Origin of the sequence: Micromonospora sp. NPDC023814 (assembly GCF_040639595.1) — a bacterium.
In the GTDB taxonomy this organism is placed as follows: domain Bacteria; phylum Actinomycetota; class Actinomycetes; order Mycobacteriales; family Micromonosporaceae; genus Micromonospora.
This window is the reverse complement of sequence record NZ_JBFAAF010000106.1, coordinates 1-17,743: the sequence shown is the minus strand read 5'-3', so window position 1 is coordinate 17,743 and position 17,743 is coordinate 1. Positions and strand designations below refer to the sequence as shown.

18 protein-coding genes are annotated in these 17,743 nt (G+C 74.2%); 8 read left to right on the top strand and 10 right to left on the bottom strand.

The genetic code is table 11. The features are described 5' to 3' along the window. Nucleotides 1–222 precede the first annotated feature (222 nt). From AB0G14_RS32420 to AB0G14_RS32410, 3 genes are all read right to left on the bottom strand, one after another. Nucleotides 223–1,647, bottom strand: coding sequence for a DUF234 domain-containing protein (locus AB0G14_RS32420; protein WP_357704069.1), 1,425 nt, complete (start codon nt 1,645–1,647; stop codon nt 223–225). A 71-nt stretch (nt 1,648–1,718) separates the two neighbouring features. Next, nucleotides 1,719–2,414: a response regulator transcription factor gene (locus AB0G14_RS32415; RefSeq protein ID WP_357704067.1), complete on the bottom strand. Its 696-nt coding sequence runs from the start codon at nt 2,412–2,414 to the stop codon at nt 1,719–1,721. Next, complete coding sequence (locus AB0G14_RS32410) at nt 2,411–3,649, bottom strand: histidine kinase (RefSeq protein ID WP_357704065.1); 1,239 nt, start codon at nt 3,647–3,649, stop codon at nt 2,411–2,413. Before AB0G14_RS32410 ends, AB0G14_RS32415 begins: the two co-directional genes overlap by 4 nt. 133 nt (nt 3,650–3,782) lie before the next feature. Here AB0G14_RS32410 and AB0G14_RS32405 point away from each other — a divergent pair, with 133 nt between their 5' ends. From AB0G14_RS32405 to AB0G14_RS32385, 5 genes are all read left to right on the top strand, one after another. Next, on the top strand, nt 3,783–4,679 hold the full coding sequence (locus AB0G14_RS32405) for an ATP-binding cassette domain-containing protein (RefSeq protein ID WP_357704063.1): 897 nt from the start codon (nt 3,783–3,785) through the stop codon (nt 4,677–4,679). After that, on the top strand, nt 4,676–5,467 hold the full coding sequence (locus tag AB0G14_RS32400) for an ABC transporter permease (RefSeq protein ID WP_357704061.1): 792 nt from the start codon (nt 4,676–4,678) through the stop codon (nt 5,465–5,467). Before AB0G14_RS32405 ends, AB0G14_RS32400 begins: the two co-directional genes overlap by 4 nt. Then, complete coding sequence (locus AB0G14_RS32395) at nt 5,464–6,213, top strand: hypothetical protein (protein WP_357704059.1); 750 nt, start codon at nt 5,464–5,466, stop codon at nt 6,211–6,213. Before AB0G14_RS32400 ends, AB0G14_RS32395 begins: the two co-directional genes overlap by 4 nt. 39 nt (nt 6,214–6,252) lie before the next feature. After that, the gene (locus AB0G14_RS32390) at nt 6,253–6,804 is read left to right on the top strand and encodes a heme-binding protein (protein WP_357704057.1); all 552 of its coding nucleotides are present in this window, start codon (nt 6,253–6,255) and stop codon (nt 6,802–6,804) included. Nucleotides 6,805–6,918: 114 nt separating this feature from the next. Continuing rightward, nucleotides 6,919–8,340 (top strand): amino acid permease, encoded by a 1,422-nt coding sequence (locus AB0G14_RS32385; RefSeq protein ID WP_357704055.1) that lies wholly within the window; start codon nt 6,919–6,921, stop codon nt 8,338–8,340. Here AB0G14_RS32385 and AB0G14_RS32380 read toward each other — a convergent pair. Genes AB0G14_RS32380 through AB0G14_RS32360 form a run of 5 tightly spaced genes read right to left on the bottom strand, consistent with a single transcriptional unit; the run spans nt 8,307 to nt 12,337 of the window. Further along, nucleotides 8,307–9,035, bottom strand: a complete 729-nt coding sequence (locus tag AB0G14_RS32380) for a 4Fe-4S cluster-binding domain-containing protein (protein ID WP_357704053.1) — start codon at nt 9,033–9,035, stop codon at nt 8,307–8,309. The genes AB0G14_RS32385 and AB0G14_RS32380 overlap by 34 nt on opposite strands. After that, the gene (locus AB0G14_RS32375) at nt 9,028–10,002 is read right to left on the bottom strand and encodes a helix-hairpin-helix domain-containing protein (protein ID WP_357704051.1); all 975 of its coding nucleotides are present in this window, start codon (nt 10,000–10,002) and stop codon (nt 9,028–9,030) included. Before AB0G14_RS32375 ends, AB0G14_RS32380 begins: the two co-directional genes overlap by 8 nt. Then, a complete protein-coding gene (locus AB0G14_RS32370) occupies nt 9,986–10,198 on the bottom strand; it encodes a DUF2997 domain-containing protein (protein ID WP_357704050.1) in 213 nt (70 codons plus the stop codon). The genes AB0G14_RS32375 and AB0G14_RS32370 overlap by 17 nt, the downstream gene beginning before the upstream one ends. After that, nucleotides 10,198–10,650, bottom strand: a complete 453-nt coding sequence (locus AB0G14_RS32365; protein ID WP_357704048.1) for a hypothetical protein — start codon at nt 10,648–10,650, stop codon at nt 10,198–10,200. The genes AB0G14_RS32370 and AB0G14_RS32365 overlap by 1 nt, the downstream gene beginning before the upstream one ends. 31 nt (nt 10,651–10,681) lie before the next feature. After that, nucleotides 10,682–12,337: an AAA family ATPase gene (locus AB0G14_RS32360; RefSeq protein ID WP_357704046.1), complete on the bottom strand. Its 1,656-nt coding sequence runs from the start codon at nt 12,335–12,337 to the stop codon at nt 10,682–10,684. 186 nt (nt 12,338–12,523) lie between these two features. On the opposite strand from AB0G14_RS32360, the gene AB0G14_RS32355 reads away from it, so the two are divergent. From AB0G14_RS32355 to AB0G14_RS32345, 3 genes are all read left to right on the top strand, one after another. After that, complete coding sequence (locus tag AB0G14_RS32355; RefSeq protein WP_357704044.1) at nt 12,524–13,456, top strand: AAA family ATPase; 933 nt, start codon at nt 12,524–12,526, stop codon at nt 13,454–13,456. Continuing rightward, nucleotides 13,453–13,950, top strand: a complete 498-nt coding sequence (locus tag AB0G14_RS32350) for a hypothetical protein (protein ID WP_357704042.1) — start codon at nt 13,453–13,455, stop codon at nt 13,948–13,950. Before AB0G14_RS32355 ends, AB0G14_RS32350 begins: the two co-directional genes overlap by 4 nt. Before the next feature lie 137 nt (nt 13,951–14,087). Continuing rightward, complete coding sequence (locus tag AB0G14_RS32345) at nt 14,088–14,627, top strand: DUF1697 domain-containing protein (RefSeq protein ID WP_357704040.1); 540 nt, start codon at nt 14,088–14,090, stop codon at nt 14,625–14,627. A 70-nt stretch (nt 14,628–14,697) separates the two neighbouring features. On the opposite strand, the gene AB0G14_RS32340 is transcribed toward AB0G14_RS32345, so the two are convergent. Both AB0G14_RS32340 and AB0G14_RS32335 read right to left on the bottom strand, forming a co-directional pair. Then, nucleotides 14,698–16,656: a hypothetical protein gene (locus AB0G14_RS32340; RefSeq protein ID WP_357704038.1), complete on the bottom strand. Its 1,959-nt coding sequence runs from the start codon at nt 16,654–16,656 to the stop codon at nt 14,698–14,700. Between the two features lie 157 nt (nt 16,657–16,813). Further along, nucleotides 16,814–17,743 (bottom strand): MBL fold metallo-hydrolase (locus tag AB0G14_RS32335; RefSeq protein WP_357704036.1); only part of this gene is annotated, 930 nt, incomplete at its 5' end.

The following is a 17,743-nucleotide window of genomic DNA, read 5'->3' as shown; positions in this document are numbered from 1 at the left end:
TCCTGCAGCGGCCACCGGTTCGCGGCCCGTGCCTGTCCGTGGTGCGGCACGACGCCGGGCAACGACCTCGTCTGTGGGAAATTCCCGCGCCCCGGGCCGGCGTCGCCGTGCCCCGGGTCGCGCGAGCGGGCGTACCTCCGCTCAGCACGGCAGGCCTCCCGCGCTCCGGCAACGGGGCGGCTGACCCGCCGCGCCGCATCCTCGGCAACGGCTACGGACGGTTCAATCCCGATAGGCGGCGAGCAGGTCTTCCGGCGACAACGACCGCACTCCCTCGACGGTCGTCCCGCTGCGGGACACCGCGACCAGCGGCACCTGCTCGTCGGCCCCGGGCAGCCGGGACCGGTGCAGCAGCAGGCGATTCAGGTCGTGCACGTCGAAGGGACGATTCTCCAGCCACTTCACCGATCCGACGACGGTGATCCGCGTTGCGATCGGCTCACGATCGGCGCCGACCAGGTCGATCTCCGGATCGTTCGTCCGCGTCCAGTAGCCGCCCACCACCGCGGTGCCCTCGGGCAGGTAGCCGTCGGGCAGCCGTCGCAGCGCCTCCCGCACGACTGGTTCGATCGCCCGCCCCCGCCAGGACGTCCAGGACGAGGTGATCCTGGCCAGGGTGAGATCGCCACGGCCGCGCTCGATCTCCGGCAGATGGGGGCCCAGGAAGGACAGCCAGAACCGCAGGTACGGATCGGCGACCGCGTACCTGGTCTCTCGAGACGGCTTCGTCGACAGCGGAAGGGATGCGTCGACGATCCGTTTGTCGGTCAGCAGACGGAGGGCCCTGCTCAGGGATGCCTGGGGGAGGTCGCCGGCCGCTCGGGCGATCGACGAGAAGGTTCGCTCCCCGGAGCCGATCGCCCGCAACACCACGCCGGCCTGCGTCGGTGCGGGAAACTCCGCCGCCAACGCCCGCTCTCCGCTGACGAGCAGCGCGGAGGTCGGATCGGTCACCGCGTCTGCGAGATAGTCGCGCAACGATGCGCCGGCGGGCCATTCGTCGAGGATCAGGGGTAACCCGCCGGAGACCAGGAAGGCGTCGAACGCCTCAGCGGCCGACAGACCGACCATGGCCTGGACGTCAGTCGGGCTGAGCGGTGGAATGACCATCTCGGTGGCCCGCTGGTGAAACGGTCGGCCGTAGTCGTTCAGCGCCTCCATCATCGCCAGATCCGAGCCGATGCAGATCAGCAGCACCGGTCGACGGGACAGCTCCCGGTCGAAGACCTTCTGCAGGGTCCCCTCGAAGCCGGGGTCGGTGGCGATCAGGTAGGGCATCTCGTCCAGGACGACCACGCTGGGTCGGTCTGTCGGCAGCGCGGCCGCAAGCAGGGTGAGTGCTGCGTCCCAGGTCCGTGGTTGCTGCGCGGCGAAGAGGGATGCGTCGGGCAGTGTGGAGCCCACCATCGCCTCGCCGAACAAGGCGAGGTCAGCGGCCGCCGTGGGCTGCGCCGATGCCGTGAAGAATAGGTGCGGCACGCCCGCCCGCTCGACGAACTCCTCGACAAGCCGCGACTTGCCGACCCGTCGCCGGCCGCGCATCAGCAGAGCGCGTCCCGGGCGGCCGGCACGCCCACCGTCGCTCACCCGGCCCAGCATCCGGCTCAGCTGAGCCAGTTCCCGGTCACGCCCAACGAACCCGTCCATGCAACCATCCTTGATAGTTCCAAGGGCGAAACCCTCACGGATGAGTGTATCCGCCGGGAGTGGGTCGCGGCTCAGACCAGGCCGGCGTCGTGAACCAGCAGGGCGACCTGGACCCGGTTGTTCAGGTCGAGCTTGACCAGCAGCCGCGACACGTACGCCTTGACGGTGGCGACGCTCATGAACAGCTCGCCGGCGATCTCGGCGTTGGTCCGGCCCTGCCCGAGCGCGACGGCGACCTCGCGTTCCCGCTCGCTGAGCCCGGCGAGCTGCCGCAGCGCGCGCTCCCGGCGGGGGAGGGGGCCACCGGGCGCGCGGGGGGTCGTCACGTGGTCGATCAGCCGCCGGGTGACCGCCGGGGAGAGGGTGGCCTCCCCGGCCGCCACCCGGCGTACCGCCCGCACGATCTCGGCGGGCGGGGTGTCCTTGAGCAGGAAGCCGCCGGCCCCGGCCCGCAACGCCCGGAGCACCTGCTCGTCGGCGTCGAAGGTGGTCAGCACCAGCACCTCCGGCGGGTCGGGCGACGCCCGCAGTTTCTCGGTGGCGGCGAGCCCGTCGAGCCGGGGCATCCGGATGTCCATCAGCACCACGTCCGGCGCGCACGCGGCCACCGCGTCGGGCACCTCGCTGCCGTCGGCGGCCTCACCGACCACGAGCACGTCCGGCACGCCGCCGAGGATCATCGACAGCCCGGCCCGGACCAGCGCGTCGTCGTCGACGATCAGCACCCGCACCGGCCCCTCGGTGGCGGCCGTCGCCGGCCCGGTCACGCCGGCCACGGCAGCCAGGCGGCCAGCCGGAAGTCGCCCGAGTCGTCCCGCCCGTGCTCCAGCCGACCGCCGGCCAGGCTGACCCGTTCGGCGATGCCGACCAGGCCGGTGCCCGCGCCAGGGATCTCCGGGCCGGTGATGCTGCCGACCGGCCACCGGTTGCGGATCTCCACGGTCAACCCGTCGCCGGGGCCGCCGCCGACGTCGACGGTGACCGTGGCCCCGGCGGCGTGCTTGCGGGCGTTGGTCAGCCCCTCCTGCACGATCCGGTAGACGCTGCGCCCCGCCGCCACGGGCACCCGTTCCGCCGCCGTGACCACGTCGCGGACGCTGACCCGCACCCCGGCCGACCGGGACTCCTCGATGAGCCCCGGCAGGTCGCCCAGGGTGGGCTGCGGGCGCTCCGGGTCCTCCTCCGCGGCGGTCTCCGCGCGGAGCACCCCGATCACCTCACGCAGGTCCTGCAACGCGGCGTGCGCGCTGCCCCGGATCACGCCCGCCGCCCTCGCCACCTCCTCCGGCGCGGCGTCCGGCCGGAACTCCAGCGCCCCGGCGTGCAGGCTGAGCAGCGAGATCCGGTGCGCCAGCACGTCGTGCATCTCCCGGGCGATCCGCGTGCGCTCCAGGTGCCGGGCCTGGGTCACCCGCAACCGCTGCTCCGCCTCGGCCCGCTCGGCGCGCTCCCGCAGCGACACGACGAGCTGCCGCCGCGCCCGGACGAACATGCCCCACGCGAGCACGGAGAGGCTGAGCACCACGCCCCAGACGGTCGTCACCCAGTACGGCAGGTGGGGATCGGGACGCAGGTAGCTGAAGAAGAAGTTGGTGACCAGACCGGCGGCGGTGATCCCCAGCGCGACGGCCGTGCGGCGGTGCACCACGACGGTGAAATAGATGATCAACAGCGGGACCGCCGACGCCATCGAGAAGAGGGTCAGCGGCAGGGTCGCGACGGCCAGCCCCAACGGCCACCGGCGCCGCACCCAGAGCAGCACGCAGCAGACGAGCCCGAGCAGGGCGTCGACCGGGACCATCCAGCGCTGCGGCAGCGGGGTGGCGAATTCCGGGTCGGGCGCGGCGGCGTCCGCCGTGATGAGCAGGACCCAGCCGAGGCCGAGCAGGAAGCAGAGGCTGTCGACGAGCCAGTCCCGGGTGGTCCGCCGACTCCGCCCGGCCGCCCCGGCGAGGGCCCCCGGCAGCAGCCAGGGATGGTCGGGTACGGCCGCGCTGGTCACGCCGCCATGCTAGGCAGCCGCCCCGGACGCCGGCCAGCTACCAAAGTCGAGACCTCCGCGTCGACCAAGGTAGCCGCCGGGCGAGACCCTCGGCCGCTGCGGGCAGCCGGCCGGCGCGGGCAGCCTGACCGACATGATCGACGTGGAACACCTCACCAAACGGTACGGGCGGCACACGGCCGTCGACGACGTGTCGTTCCGCTGCGAGCCGGGCACCGTCACCGGCTTCCTCGGGCCGAACGGCGCCGGCAAGTCCACCACCATGCGGATGATCTGCGGCCTGACCCCGCCCAGCGGGGGCAGCGCCACGGTCGCCGGCCGGCCGTACCGGGAGCTGCCCGACCCGGGCCGGGAGGTCGGCGTGCTGCTGGACGCCTCGGCCCAGCACGCCGGGCGCACCGGGCGGGAGGCGCTGGCGGTCGCCGCCGCGACCATGGGCGTGGACCGCCGGCGGGTGGCCGCCACGCTCGACCTGGTCGGGCTGAACGCGGTCGCGGCCAGGCGCCGGGTCCGGGCGTACTCGCTGGGGATGCGGCAGCGGCTCGGCCTGGCACACGCGCTGCTGGGCGACCCGCGGGTGCTGATCCTCGACGAGCCGGCCAACGGCCTGGACCCGGAGGGGATCTTCTGGATGCGCGGCCTGCTGCGCGACTTCGCCGACCGGGGCGGCACCGTGCTGCTCTCCTCCCACCTGCTGCGCGAGGTGGAGGCGGTCGCGGACCGGCTGGTGGTCATCGGGGGCGGCCGGATCGTGGCCCAGGGCGACAAGGACGAGCTGCTGGCCGGCGGCGGCACCCTGGTCCGGGCGCGGAACGCGGCGGCGCTGCGCGGCGCGCTGGACCGGGCCGGGCTCCCGGTCACCGAGGGCACCGACGGGCTGCTGGTCCGCGCCGACGCCGAGGCGGTCGGGCAGGCCGCCGCCGACGCCGGCGTCGCCCTCACCGAGCTGCGCGCCGCCGGCAGCGGCGGCCTGGAACAGCTCTTCCTCACCCTGACCGCCGGCGCGTCGACCCGGGAGGCCGTCCGATGACCACCACCACCGCCACCTCGCCCACCGTCGCACCCGACCATCGTCCGGCGGTACGCCGACCGTCGCTGCTCCGGCTCACCGGGGTGGAGCTGCGCAAGCTCGTCGACACCCGGGCCGGGCTGTGGCTGCTGATCACCATCGGGCTGCTCGCCGCCGCCCTCGTCGTGGTCCAGCTCGTCTGGGCGACCGACGCCGACCAGACCTTCGCCAGCTTCTTCCTCCCGACGCTGCTGCCGGTCGGGTTGCTGCTGCCGGTGCTGGGCATTCTGTCGGTCACCGCGGAGTGGTCGCAGCGCACCGCGCTGACCACGTTCGCCCTGGTGCCCCGTCGCGGGCGGGTGATCGCGGCCAAGCTGGCCGCGATGGTGCTGGCCGCCCTGGCGTCGGTGCTGGTCAGCCTCGGCGTGGCCGCCGCGGGCACGCTGGTCGCCGGGGTCACCGGCGGCGCGGGCACCTGGCGCTTCGAGGGGTCGCTGCTGCTGCACGCGGTGGTGCTCCAGGTGGCCAGCGTGCTGATGGGTGCCGGCTTCGGCCTGCTGCTGCTCAACACGCCGCTGGCCATCGTCGGCTACCTGCTGCTGCCGACCCTCTGGTCGATCCTCGGCGGGCTGATCCGGCACCTCGAGGGTCCGGCGGGCTGGCTGGACACGGGCCGCACCATGGAACCGCTGTTCACCCCGGACGTGACCGCCGGGCAGTGGGCGCGGCTCGGCGTGTCGCTGCTGGTCTGGCTGGTCGTCCCGCTGGTCGCCGGGCTGGTCCGCACGCTGCGCCGCGAGGTGGCGTGACGGTGGTCGGCCACGGCGCTCCCACCGTCGTCGACGGCGGCGTGGCGGAGCTGGCGCTGCTCTGGGGCGGCTTCCCGGCGCTCGGCGCGGGCGCCGGGTGGCTGATCACCGCGGGCGCGGGGTGGCTCGCCGAGCTGCCCTGGGCCCCGGCACAGAAGCTGTTCGGGCTGGTCGCCGGGCTGCCCGACCCGCAGGCGAGCATCGGCGGGCTGGCGGTCGGCGCGCTGGGCGGCCTGCTGGTCGCCGCCATCGGCACCGCCGAGCGGCTCGCCGTCACCGTCGGCGTCGAGCGGGTGGCGCTGCGCCGCGGCGACACCCGCCGCGAGGTCGAGCGGCGGGGAGTGCGCGCGGTGTTCCTCGACGGCAGGGACCTGGTGCTGCTCGGCCCGGACGACGGGGAACTGGCCCGGGAGAAGTCCGACCTGGCCCCCGACCGGCTGCGCGCCGCCTTCCGCGCGCACGGCTGGCCGTGGGCCGAGGCCGACCCGCACCGGGACGCGTACCGGCGGTGGGTGCCGGGGCTGCCCGGCCTGCCGGTCGGCGCGGACGCGCTGCTGCGGGCCCGGCAGAAGGCGCTCGACGACGACCGGGGCGGCGAGGCCCGGGAGCTGCGCGGCGAGCTGGCCCGCTCCGGGGTGGTGGTCCGGGACGAGCGCAGACGGCAGTACTGGCGGCTGACCCGGTCGGGCATGCGTCCCTGGCCGGAGGATGCGACTTCTCCTGAGCCGGAGGTCGACGGACGGTAGCGTTGCGTTCGACGGGGCCCTGGGCACGGGGAGCGCGCGATGACCGAGCAGCAGCCGTACCGGGTGGTGACCCGGCACCCCGGCTTCGAGCTGCGCCGCTATCCGCCGTACCTGGTCGCCGAGGTGCAGGTCGAGGGAACGTTCGAGCAGGCCGCCCGGGACGGCTTCCGGCCGCTGGCCGCGTACGTCGGGGGTGCCAACCGGCCCCGCGCCGCGAGCGGGAACGCGACGCGGGAGGAAGGCCCGGAGACGATCGCGATGACCGCGCCGTACCTCCAGGAGGAGGCCGACCGGCCGGGCTGCTGGCTGCTGCGGTTGGTGCTGCCGGCGACCTGCGCCCCCGACACGCTGCCCGAGCCGACGGACCCCCGCGTCCACACCCGGCAGGTCCCCGCGCAGCTCGCCGCCGCAGTCCGGTTCCGGGGCCGGTGGACGGCGCGGGCGTTCGACCGGCGGGCGACCGCGCTCGGCCGGGCGGTCACCGCGGCCGGGCTGAGCCCCACCGACGCGGTCCGGTACGCGCGCTTCGACCCGCCGTGGAAGCCCTGGTTCCTGCGCCGCAACGAGGTGGTGCTGCCGGTCGCCGAGTGAGCCCGTGCCGCACCCCGGCACGGGCGTCCTCGTTGGAGATTTACCCGCGTCGTTCGCGGGTACCGGCAGGGGCGCACGGGTGACCGCCCGGGCGGGTTCGGAAGGGGGACGACGATGACCTCCGCGGGAAGCGCTGCGGGCGACGGCGGCACGGGCATCTTCCGCCGCAAGCCGGTCGAGGAGATCGCCGACGAGCGCGGCGGCGGGCTGGCCCGATCCCTCGGCCTCTGGCAGCTCACCGCCATCGGGGTGGGCGGCATCATCGGCGCCGGCATCTTCGCCCTGGCCGGAGCGGTGGCGAGCGAGACCGCCGGCCCGGCCGTGCTGATCTCGTTCCTGATCGCCGGGCTCGCCAGCGCGGCCGCCGCCCTGTCGTACGCGGAGTTCGCCGGCATGATCCCGAAGGCCGGCTCGGCCTACACCTACGGGTACGCGGTGCTCGGCGAGGCGGTGGGCTGGTTCATCGGCTGGGACCTGCTGCTGGAGTACACGGCGATCGTGGCCGTGGTGGCCATCGGCATCTCCGGCTACTTCTCGTTCCTCGTAACCGAGCTGGGGGCGGAGCTGCCGGCCTGGATGCTGGGCGCCCCGGGCACCGGCGACGGGCACGTGGTGGACCTCTTCGCGGTGATCCTCTGCCTGTTCATCGCGTTCCTGCTGAACCTCGGCATCAAGTCCGCCGCCCGCTTCGAGACGTTCGTCGTCGGGTTGAAGGTCGCCGTGGTGCTGCTGGTCATCGTGGTCGGCTTCTTCCACGTCCACACCGCGAACTACTCGCCGTTCTTCCCGTTCGGGCTGAGCGGGGCGTTCACCGGCGCCGCCACGGTCTTCTTCGCGGTCTTCGGCTACGACGCGATGAGCACCGCCGCCGAGGAGTCCAAGGACGCCCGCCGGCACATGCCCAAGGCGATCCTCTACTCGCTGGCCATCTCGATGGTCCTCTACGTGCTGGCCACCCTGGTGCTGACGGGGATGCAGAACTACCGCGACATCGACCCGGAGAGCGGCTTCTCCTCCGCGTTCGCCTCCGTCGGCCTGTCGGGTCTGGCCAGCGTGATCGCCGTCGGCGCGATCATCGGCATCCTGACCGTGATGTTCACCTTCATGCTCGGCGTCACCCGGGTGTGGTTCTCGATGAGCCGGGACGGCCTGCTGCCGGGCTGGTTCGCCAAGGTGCACCCGGTCCGCCGGGTGCCGAGCCGGGTCACCTGGATCGTCGGCGTCGGCTCGGCCCTGATCGCGGGCTTCCTGCCGATCCGGGAGGCCGCCGAGCTGACCAACATCGGCATCCTGCTGGCCTTCGTGGTGGTCTGCGTCTCGGTGATCGTGCTGCGCTACCGCCGTCCGGACGCGCCGCGCACGTTCCGGCTGCCGGGTATGCCGGTGGTGCCGGCGGTCGGCGCCCTCTTCTCCCTCTGGCTGATCACCTTCCTCGCCCCGGTGACGTGGCTGCGCTTCGCGGTCTGGTTCGTGCTCGGCGCGCTGATCTACGCCTTCTACGGCTACCGCCGCTCGAAGCTCGCCCGGCGGGGCTGAGGACGGGCCACCGACGCCAGCAGTTCGTCGAGGGCGTCGACCTCCGCCCAGCCGTTCACGGCGATCCCGCCGGTGGCGTCGACGGTGACCTCGACCCGGTCCGGGCTGCCCGACACCGCGTCGAGCAGGCCCGGGAAACGGTCGCCGAGCAGCACGAACTCCTGGTTGGTGGAGCCCACCCAGGGTCGCCGGGTGTCGAGCCGGTCGGCCAGGAACGGCCCGGCGACGAGGAGGTCGGTCGCCGCGAGCAGCGCCGCGACGTCGTCCCGACCGGCGCCGACCGCCCGGTCCAGCTGTGCTCTGGTGTAGCCGGTGAAGGTCATCACCGAGCGCCCGGCCGCGCGTACGCCGGCGGCGACCGCCGCCAGCGGGGCCGCCTGGTCGAAGGGCTCGCCGCCCAGCAGCGTCAGCCCCTCGGTGCCGGCGTCGAGCACCCGCCGCACCAGGTCGGCCGGGGCCACCCGCTCGCCGCCCCGGAAGCTCCACAGGTGCGGGTTGAAGCAGCCGGGGCAGCGGATGGCGCAGCCCTGCACCCAGACGGCGGTGCGCTCGCCCGGCCCCTCGGCCCGGGTGGCGCCGAGGAACCGGGCCACGACGACGGTCTCCGCCCCGCCCCTCGCGCGGGGTGCCGGGCCGAGCACCGGGCGGAGCGCCGGCTCGGATACCAGGCCGGGTGCCGGGGAACTCTCAGACATCGAGGACCCGGCCGAGCGGCGGTTGCTGCCCCGGCGCCGGGCCGGCGAGCGGGGCGCAGACCAGGACGTCCCGCAGGCGCGCGTACTCGTGAGGGGCCAGGTTGGCGGCGGCGGCGAACTCGGCCAGGCTGCCGAACCCGCCCCGCCGGTTCCGCTCGGCCAGCACCTGCTGGGCGCGGTGCGGGTCGAAGCCCGGCAGCGCGGCAAGGTCGTCGGGGCCGGCGGCGTTGACGTCCACCGGCCCGCCGGACGGCCGGCTCGCGACCGGTTGGCCGGGCCGGGACACGGGAGCCGCGACCGGCCCGGTCCCGTAGTAGTCGACGGGCTGGTGCGGCACCATCGTCGGGTCGGCCGGCAGCGACCCCGCCGACATGGGCGGGTAGGTCGGCGCGGAAGGCGGGTACGCCGGCGCCGACGGATACCCGGGCGCCCCCGGCGGAAAGGCCGGTGACGCGGGCGGGTACGCCGGCGACGCGGGCGGGTAGGGCCCGGTGGCGGGCGTGAACGCACCGGCGGGGGCCGACCCGGGGGGCGGGGCCAGCGGGCCGGGCAGGTTAGGGCCGCCGGGCCACGGCGCCGCCGGCTGCGGGGCGTACCAGGGGCGGTGGCCGGCCCGCCAGCGCAGCCACGCCGAGTTGATCAGCGCGGCGTGCAGGATGCCGGCGGCCGTGACGGCCAGCAGCGCGCCGACGGCCCAGTCGCTGGCGGCGGCCTCCTTGTCGGTCTCGCCGACGACGACGAAGGACGTCCAGCCCACCACCGTGTAGACGATGCCGGGGATCCACCAGGCCGGCCGCCCGGCGCGGAGCCCCACGTAGATGAACCCGAAGCCGCCGAGGCAGCTGCACCCGAACAGCGGCAGCAGCAGCCACCAACTGTGCAGCACCCGCCATTTCAGGCTCCCCACCGGGCCGGCCAGGCCCGGGGCGGCCGGTTGCGGCCAACCCGGGCTAGGCGCGTTCGACATCGCGCTGCTCCTGGCGTGCCGTCACGGCGGCGCGGGCGTGGTCGGCGGTGTACGCGCTGCTCACCGTCTGCGCCGCCAGCAGGTCCTCCAGCACGGCGACGTAGTCGAGACAGCGATCGCCGAGCACGTCCCGGGTCTCGGCGCTCACCACGCCCTCGCTGGAGACGGTGACCACGATCCGCGGCTGCCCACTCATCAGGACCTGCCCTCCACGGCGAACACCAGGCGGACGCTCGCGTCCTCGGTGACCTGCTCGGACTCCAGGCGCAGGCCGGCGGCCGGGGCCTGCTCGCGCAGCCGCGCCAGCACGGCCTGCTGGACCTGCCGACCGTAGGCGGCGTCGATGGCCCGCACCGCCTCGACCGCACGCTGCTCGTCGACCTCGCCGGTGAAGTGCGCCGCCCAGACGCCGACCTCGCCGCGCCGGAAGCTCGCCCGCACGCCGGCCCACTCCGCGGTGATCGCGTCCCCGTCGGTGCCGACCACCGCATCCGTGTCGCGCAGCGCCGCGGCGAGCAGCGTCTCGTCCCGCATCCGGGTCTGCACCTGGCAGACGACGCGGCCCTCCCGGTCCCGGCCTGCGGTGGCGCCGTGGGTCGCGGCGACGGCGGCGACGGCCAGCGGCAGGAGTATCAGTGAGACGCTCATCGGGCATTTCTCCTTCCAGTCGAGGCACACACTAGAACTCGACCGCCCGTCCGCCCTGCCCCCGCTGCGGGGGTGGGCCGGGGCGGGAGCCGCGCGGGCCACCGGGACGGCCGCCGAGGTCCCAGTCCTCGGCCGCGGTGGCGGCGACGGCACGGGTGTCGGCCCAGGAGCGTACGGAGTCGATCCGTTCCGCCTGGGTGACGCTGAGCGGCACCATGCTGACCAGCGCCCGGACCAGGTCGTCGCGGCGCAGCGGACGCCGCTCGGCGAACGCGTCGAAGAGCCCGCCGACGACGGCCTGCTCGATCTCGGCCCCCGAGTAGCCCTCGCTGAGCCCGGCCAGCTCGCCGAGCAGGGCGTCGTCGAGGGCCAGGCCGCCGGCGACGGCCGGGTTGCGCAGCCGCCGGGCCAGGTGGACCCGCCAGATCGACGCCCGCTCCGCGCGGGTCGGCAGGTCGACGAAGAAGATCTCGTCGAAACGGCCCTTGCGGAGCAGCTCCGGGGGCAGCCCCTCGAAGTCGTTGGCGGTCGCGATGACGAAGACGGGCCGCGTCTTCTCCTGCATCCAGGTCAGGAAGGAGCCGAAGACCCGGGCGGAGGTGCCGGAGTCGCCGGCGCCGCCGGCGAAGCCCTTCTCGATCTCGTCCACCCACAGCACGCACGGCGCGGTCGCCTCGGCCGTCCGGATGGCGGTGCGCATGTTCTGTTCGCTCGACCCGACGAGCCCGGCGAAGACCCGGCCGACGTCCAACCGCAGCAGCGGCAGGCCCCAGGCCGCGGCGATCGCCTTCGCGGTCAGCGACTTGCCGCAGCCGGGCACGCCGGTGATCAGGACGCCCCGGGGCGCGGGCAGCCCGTACGCCGCCGCCTCGGCCAGCCAGGAACCGTCCCGCCGGGCCAGCCACCGCTTCAGGTTCTCCAGCCCGCCGACGTCGGCGAGGTCGACGGTGACGTCGACGAACTCCAGCAGCCCCGACTTGCGTACGGTCTGCCGCTTCTCCTCGTGCACCACGGCGAGGTCGCCGTCGTCGAGCACCCCGTCGTTGACCATGGCGCGGGCGAACGCGTTCTCCGCCTCGTGCAGGGTGAGCCCGAGCGCGGCCTTGGCGAACCGCTCCCGGCCGAGGTCGTCCAGGCCCATCCGGATCCGGCCGCTGGCCGAGTTGGCGGCGATCATCCCGTCCAGCACCCGCCGGATCTCCGCCTCGGTGGGCAGTGGGAAGTCGACGATGGTCACGTCCTTCTCCAGCTCCACCGGGATGTGCAGCACCGGCGAGACGAGGACGAGGGTGCGCGGCACCGGCCCGGCCTTGAAGGCCGCCGCCAGGTCCCGCAGCCGGCGGACCACCCCGGGGCCGCCCCGCTGGTCGCCGCCGCCGTGCGCGGGGTGCAGGTCCTTGAAGATCAGTACGCTCGGGTGGTCAACCCGCAGCGCCGCGTCGAGCGCGTCCTCGGGGTCGGTCGTGCCCTTGCGGGCGACGCCGTCGGGCTGCACGAACCCCGTCGTCTGCGACCAGGTCCACACCGCGCGGGGCGTGCGGACCGCCCTGGCGTCCTGGGCGACCGCGCAGACCTCGGCGACAACCCGCTGTTCCTCGAACGACTCGACGTAGAGGATCGGGAAGCGTGCCTTGAGCAGTTGCGACAGCGCGACCCGGAACGGCACCACCGTCGATCCCTCCCCCACACCGTGCACCTGAGCAGCGCAGACTCTAACAGCCGGAGAGATCAGCACCCGGCGGCCGATCAGGCGCCGATTCTCTGGTCCCCGGCCGCGTCGACCGCCCTGCCCGTTCGGTGCCCGCGTGGGCCGGAGCGGGTCCGCACGAGGATCGCCCGCCCGCTACCGTTCCCGGTCGGGGAGGTGCCGCCGATGTACGTGGTGTCCGTGATCAACTACAAGGGCGGGGTCGGCAAGACCACCGTCACCGCCAACCTCGGGGCCGAACTGGCCAACCGGGGCATGAAGGTGCTGCTCATCGACCTCGACCCGCAGGCCAGCCTGACGTTCGGCTTCTACGAACCCGACGACTGGCGGGAGCGGCTGCGCGACGGCCGGACGGTGAAGCGCTGGTACGACGGGCTGCGCGGGGACACCCCGGCGGTGACCCTGGGCGAGCTGGTCGTCTCCCCCGGCCCGGCCAACGCGCGGCTCACCGGCGCCGGCCGCCTCGACCTGATCGCGTCCCACCTCCAGCTCGTCGACATCGACCTGACCCTGGCCCGGGGCGTGGCCGACGGCGAGGAGTACGACGCCGAGCTGTTCCGGGTGCGCGGCTCCCTCGCCGAGGGGCTGCACGACGACGCGCTGGGCGGCTACGACCTGGTGCTCATCGACTGCCCGCCGAACTTCAACGTGGTCACCCAGTCGGCCATCATCGCCAGCGACCACCTGCTCATCCCCGCGAAGGCGGACTACCTCTCCACGCTGGGCATCGACTACCTGCACGGCAACGTCCGGGAGCTGGTCGACCACTACAACGCCGACGCCCGCCGGTTCGCCACCACCCGCCGGCACCACAAGGTCGCCCCCGGCGTGGCCGGGGTGGTGTTCACCATGATCCAGCTGATGGCGCAGCGGCCGATCGCCGCGCACCAGGGCTACATGGACCAGGTCCGTGCGCTCGGCCTGCCGGTCTTCCCCACCGCCCTGCGGGAGAACGTCACGGCGTTCGCCACGAACACCCCGCGCGGCGTGCCGGTGGTGCTGCGCGACCGGATCACCACCCCGGTGGTCCGCGACGAGCTGCGTCAGCTCGCCACGGAGTTCCTCGAACACCTCCAGCCCGAGCGGATCGTGGCGTGACCGGGCCGGGCCGCGACGTCACCGACCTGCTGACCGCGCTGCTGCGGGACCTGCCGGCCGCCGACCTCGCCGCTCTGGTCGAGGGGCGCGCCCGGCTCGCGGTGGTGCCGCTCGACGGGGCCCCGCCCGGTCCGCCCACCGCCGCGCGCCCGGTGCCCCCCGCCCGTCGGACCGCCGCACCCCCGCGTCCGGCCGGCCAGCCGGCACGTCCGGTCGCCCCATCCGCGGATCCGGCGGGCCCGGTCGCGCGGTCCGCCCGGCGGGCGGTGCCGGCGACCGACCCGGCCCGCGCCCGCGCCGCGCTGGCGGCCATGTCCCGCCGCGCCGACGGTACGGCGTACCTCTCCGGCTGGACCGCCCGTGACCTGCGGGCGCTGGCCGCTGGCCTGGAGCTCCGGGGCGTCGCCGGGCTGCGCAAGGCGGACCTGGTCGACCGGATCGTGGACCGCACCATCGGCTTCCGCCTCGACTCCACCGCCATCCGCCGCCGCTGAACCGGCGCGCGGTCCGACGCCAACCCGGCGCGCGAGCCGACGCTGAGCCGGCGCGCGGACCGAGGCCAACCCGGCGCGCGGGCCGACCGGCGGGCCGCCGGCCCCTAGGCTGGCCCATACCGGGTCGAGGAGGTCGCATGGACAGGTGGGTGGCGCTGTTGCGCGGGGTCAACGTCGGCGGCGCGCAGGTCGGCATGGCCGACCTGCGCCGGCTGGTCGCCGGCCTCGGGCACGACGACGTGAAGACCTACCTCCAGAGCGGGAACGTGGTCTTCGGCAGCACCGTACGCGACGCCGAGGCGCTGGCGCGGGGCATCGAGCGGGCGATCGCCGACGAGCTGGGGCTGACGGTGCCGGTGCTGGTGCGCAGCGGCCGGGAGCTGGCGGCGGTGGCCGGCGGCAACCCGTACGCCGACGGGGAGGACGACCCGACGCGGCTGCTGGTCGCCTTCCTCGCGACCGCGCCCGAGAAGTCCACGGTGGACGCCCTGACCGTGCCCGGCGGCGAGAACGTCGCGTTCACGGTCACCGGGCGCGAGGTCTACCTGCACTACCCCGACGGCGGCTACGGCCGGTCGAAGTTCACGAACAACTACCTGGAGAAGAAGCTCGGCGTGGTGGCGACCACCCGCAACTGGCGGTCGGTGCGCGCCCTCGCCGAGCTGGCGACGCCCTGAGCCGACCGAGCATGGTCGGGGCGCGCCGCCCCCTGTCAGCGGCGCGCCCCGAGCGTGTGGCGGCGACCGGTCAGCTCAGGTCGACCCGGATCAGGTTGGTGCCCCGGGTGGTGAAGAGGGCGCGCACGCCGTCCGTGACCACCTCCGGGGCGCCGAACCAGGACTGGTTCAGCCCGTCCGCCAGCACCGTCAGCGCCGGCTCGCGGCGGCCCACCGGCACGGTCCAGAGGCGGGTGCCGTCGACGCCGAACACCCGGTCGTCGATGACGGCCAGCTTGCCGCCGGCCGCGCCGACGTCGATCCGCCAGAGCACCTCGCGGGTACGCGGGTCCAGCGCGAAGAGCTCGCCCTCGCTGGTGACGCCGACCAGCACCCGGCCGATCAGCTTCAGGTCCACGATGACGCCCCCCGAGGTGGGCTCGACGAGCCAGGCCAGGCGCTCGGTGTGGTAGTCGAAGTAGCCGAGCCTGGCCCGGCTGGTCGTCGGGATGGTGCCGTAGCCGTTGCGGATACTGCCGCCGAGGAAGACGCCGTGCGGGTCGGGGCAGAGCGACTGCACGGTCTGGTCCGGCAGGATGCCCCGCCAGCTGCGGATCCGCTGCCCATCGTAGATGTTGAGCGCGCCCTCCCAGCGGCCGTAGTCCGGCTCGGTGGACATCAGCACCAGGCCACGGCGCCGGTCGACGGTCAGCGACGTCGGCCGGGTCTGTTCCTGCCCGGCGTCGACCCGGGCCACCTCGGTGGCGGCCCGTCCGTCGACGGGCAGGGTGAGGTAGCGGGCCAGCGTGTAGACGCCCATGTGCACCATGCCCCCGTACGTCTCCATGTCCTTCGCCTCGCCGCCGAACGGCACCCGGAAGGTGTCGAAGGCCGCCGTGGCCTCGGTGGAGACGACCTGCACGCCGAGGGTGCCGCCGACCACGATCCGGTCGCCCGCGTGGCAGAGGGACATCGGCCGCTCGGGGGTGGGGGCGAGGTCCGGCGAAGTCATGTCCAGCGCCTCGGTGGTGCGGGTGTCGAGGTCGTGGAAGATGCCCCCGGCGGCCTGCACGGCCCAGAGCCGGCCGTCGTCGAGGAAGCCGATCCGGACGTTCGACGCCTCCGCGATCGGGACGCCGACGAGGGTGGGCGCGGTGTCGCCGAGCCGGAACCGGTAGAGCGACCCGCTCGGGCGGGTGGTGTAGAAGATCTCGTCGCCGCGGCTGGTGATGCCGACGACGAACGAGTCGTCCGGGGTCTTGAGGATCTGGTGGCGGCTGTGGTCGCGGGTGTCCACGACGAGGATCTCGGCCGTGGGCGAGATGCCGACGACGAGGTGGTCGCCGGCGAGGTGGCAGACCGCGCCGAAGGTGCGGTCGCGCAGTTCGGCGGGGAGGATGTCGGCGCGGGTGCCGGTGGCCCGGTCGTAGGCGACGAGGCCGGCGTGGGACCCGATGCCGCAGTAGACGGTGGTGTCGGTGGCGACCAGGTCGCGGACGTAGGTGTCGTCGGGGTCCATCCGACCGTGGTCGGTGGCCCGGCCGGTCGCCGGGTCGTACTCCCAGAGCTTGGCCGAGGGGTAGGTGCCGACGAAGATCCTGCCGTCCGGGGACGCCTTGACGGTCCAGCCGACCTCCTGCTTCAGGTCCAGCACCCGGGTCACCTCCAGGGTGGCGGTGTCCACCCTGAACAGCAGGCCCGGGGAGTACGAGGAGACGAAGAGGTCGGAGCCGACCGCGTCGATGCCCCAGAGGCCGGGTACGCCGGGGATGAGGGCGGTCTTGGTGATCCGCCGCTGGGTCAGGTCGTACGCGGCGACCCGGGTGGGCAGGATCTGCCGGGTGGCGAACCAGATCTCGTCGCCGACGCGGACGCCGTTGCCGAAGTTGAGCACCCGGGAGGCCGCGCCGAGGTCGGTGATGGCGACGTCGAACGTCTCGCCTAGTTCGCCGTCGGGGGCGGCGATGGCCGCGCGAGGAGATACGGCTGCCGCCGTTACCGCACCGAGCCCGGCGAGTAGTGCCCGCCGCGAGAGATTTCCCGACATCATGCGCCCTTCCGGCTGGGTTCACCCTGAGCCGACCAAAGCCTCCACAGTTACGGCCCCGACCGTTAAGCGGGAACCCTAGGACCGGGAGAGTCGGCCGTCAACGGGTGACGGACCGGTCGTGCGGTCGCGGCCCGGGGGCCGCGACCGCACCGTCCCCTCAGAAGTGGTACGCGGTGTGGTACTCGGGCACGACCACCCGGCTGCGCGGGGAGACCCGCCGCACCGCCGCGATCAGCCCGTCGAGCCGCTCCCGGTCCTTCGGCGCCACGGTCACCGGGTTGCGCAGCTCCGTCTCGAAGTTGTCGAAGTGCACCGGCACCACGACCTTCGGCCGGTCCAGCGCGTCGAGCAGCCGCTCGGCGTAGTCGGCGGTGGCGGTGGTGCTCGGCAGCGCCACCATGGCCACGTCGGGGGCGAGGCCGGTCAGGTTCCGCGCGACGAAGTCGCTCGCACCCATGAAGAACAACGACGGTCCGTCGGCCACCCGCACCTGGTATGCCAGCGTGTCCCCCTCGGGCAGGTCCGCGATGGTGGCCGGCTGCGCCGGCTGGCTGACCCGTACGCCGGGGAACGCCATCGAGTACGACGCGTTGCGGCTGTGCAGCGAGCTGACCACCTCCACGGTGTAGGCGCCGAAGTCCAGCACCTCCCCGCCCCGGACCGGGCTGAGCTTCCCCGACGGCAGCCCGTACGCCAGCCCGAGGTGGTAGGCGGTCAGCGTGCCGACGACCCGGGCGCCGGTGCGGCCGACGATGTGCGGCACGTCCATGTAGTGGTCCCAGTGGGTGTGCGTGACGAGCACCGTCTCGGCCCGGTCCACGAGGGAGTCCACCACGTCGGTGCGGACCTCCAGCGGCGCGGCCGCGTCGAAGGCGCCCTTGAACAGCCCGGTGTCGATGCGGCTGAGGAAGGGGTCGACCAGGACCGTGCGGTCGCCGATGTCGATGCGCCAGGCCGTCGTACCCCACCAGCGGAAGCTGACCGGGCCGCGGCGGCGGCCGGCCGGCGCGGCGGTGATTACGAATCTCCCACGGCACCCCGGGCAGGGCCACCATGGCTTGGGCTTCGGCGCCTGCGTCGTCGCGTG

Excerpts from the sequence above, each read along its gene's own strand:
- AB0G14_RS32385 (WP_357704055.1), top strand. The coding sequence starts at position 6,919 with ATGACCTCCGCGGGAAGCGCTGCGGGCGACGGCGGCACGGGCATCTTC.
- AB0G14_RS32400 (WP_357704061.1), top strand. The coding sequence starts at position 4,676 with ATGACCACCACCACCGCCACCTCGCCCACCGTCGCACCCGACCATCGT.
- AB0G14_RS32405 (WP_357704063.1), top strand. The coding sequence starts at position 3,783 with ATGATCGACGTGGAACACCTCACCAAACGGTACGGGCGGCACACGGCC.
- AB0G14_RS32370 (WP_357704050.1), bottom strand. The coding sequence starts at position 10,198 with ATGAGTGGGCAGCCGCGGATCGTGGTCACCGTCTCCAGCGAGGGCGTG.
- AB0G14_RS32420 (WP_357704069.1), bottom strand. The coding sequence starts at position 1,647 with ATGGACGGGTTCGTTGGGCGTGACCGGGAACTGGCTCAGCTGAGCCGG.
- AB0G14_RS32340 (WP_357704038.1), bottom strand. The coding sequence starts at position 16,656 with ATGATGTCGGGAAATCTCTCGCGGCGGGCACTACTCGCCGGGCTCGGT.
- AB0G14_RS32365 (WP_357704048.1), bottom strand. The coding sequence starts at position 10,650 with ATGAGCGTCTCACTGATACTCCTGCCGCTGGCCGTCGCCGCCGTCGCC.
- AB0G14_RS32345 (WP_357704040.1), top strand. The coding sequence starts at position 14,088 with ATGGACAGGTGGGTGGCGCTGTTGCGCGGGGTCAACGTCGGCGGCGCG.
- AB0G14_RS32355 (WP_357704044.1), top strand. The coding sequence starts at position 12,524 with ATGTACGTGGTGTCCGTGATCAACTACAAGGGCGGGGTCGGCAAGACC.
- AB0G14_RS32380 (WP_357704053.1), bottom strand. The coding sequence starts at position 9,035 with ATGTCTGAGAGTTCCCCGGCACCCGGCCTGGTATCCGAGCCGGCGCTC.
- AB0G14_RS32390 (WP_357704057.1), top strand. The coding sequence starts at position 6,253 with ATGACCGAGCAGCAGCCGTACCGGGTGGTGACCCGGCACCCCGGCTTC.
- AB0G14_RS32375 (WP_357704051.1), bottom strand. The coding sequence starts at position 10,002 with ATGTCGAACGCGCCTAGCCCGGGTTGGCCGCAACCGGCCGCCCCGGGC.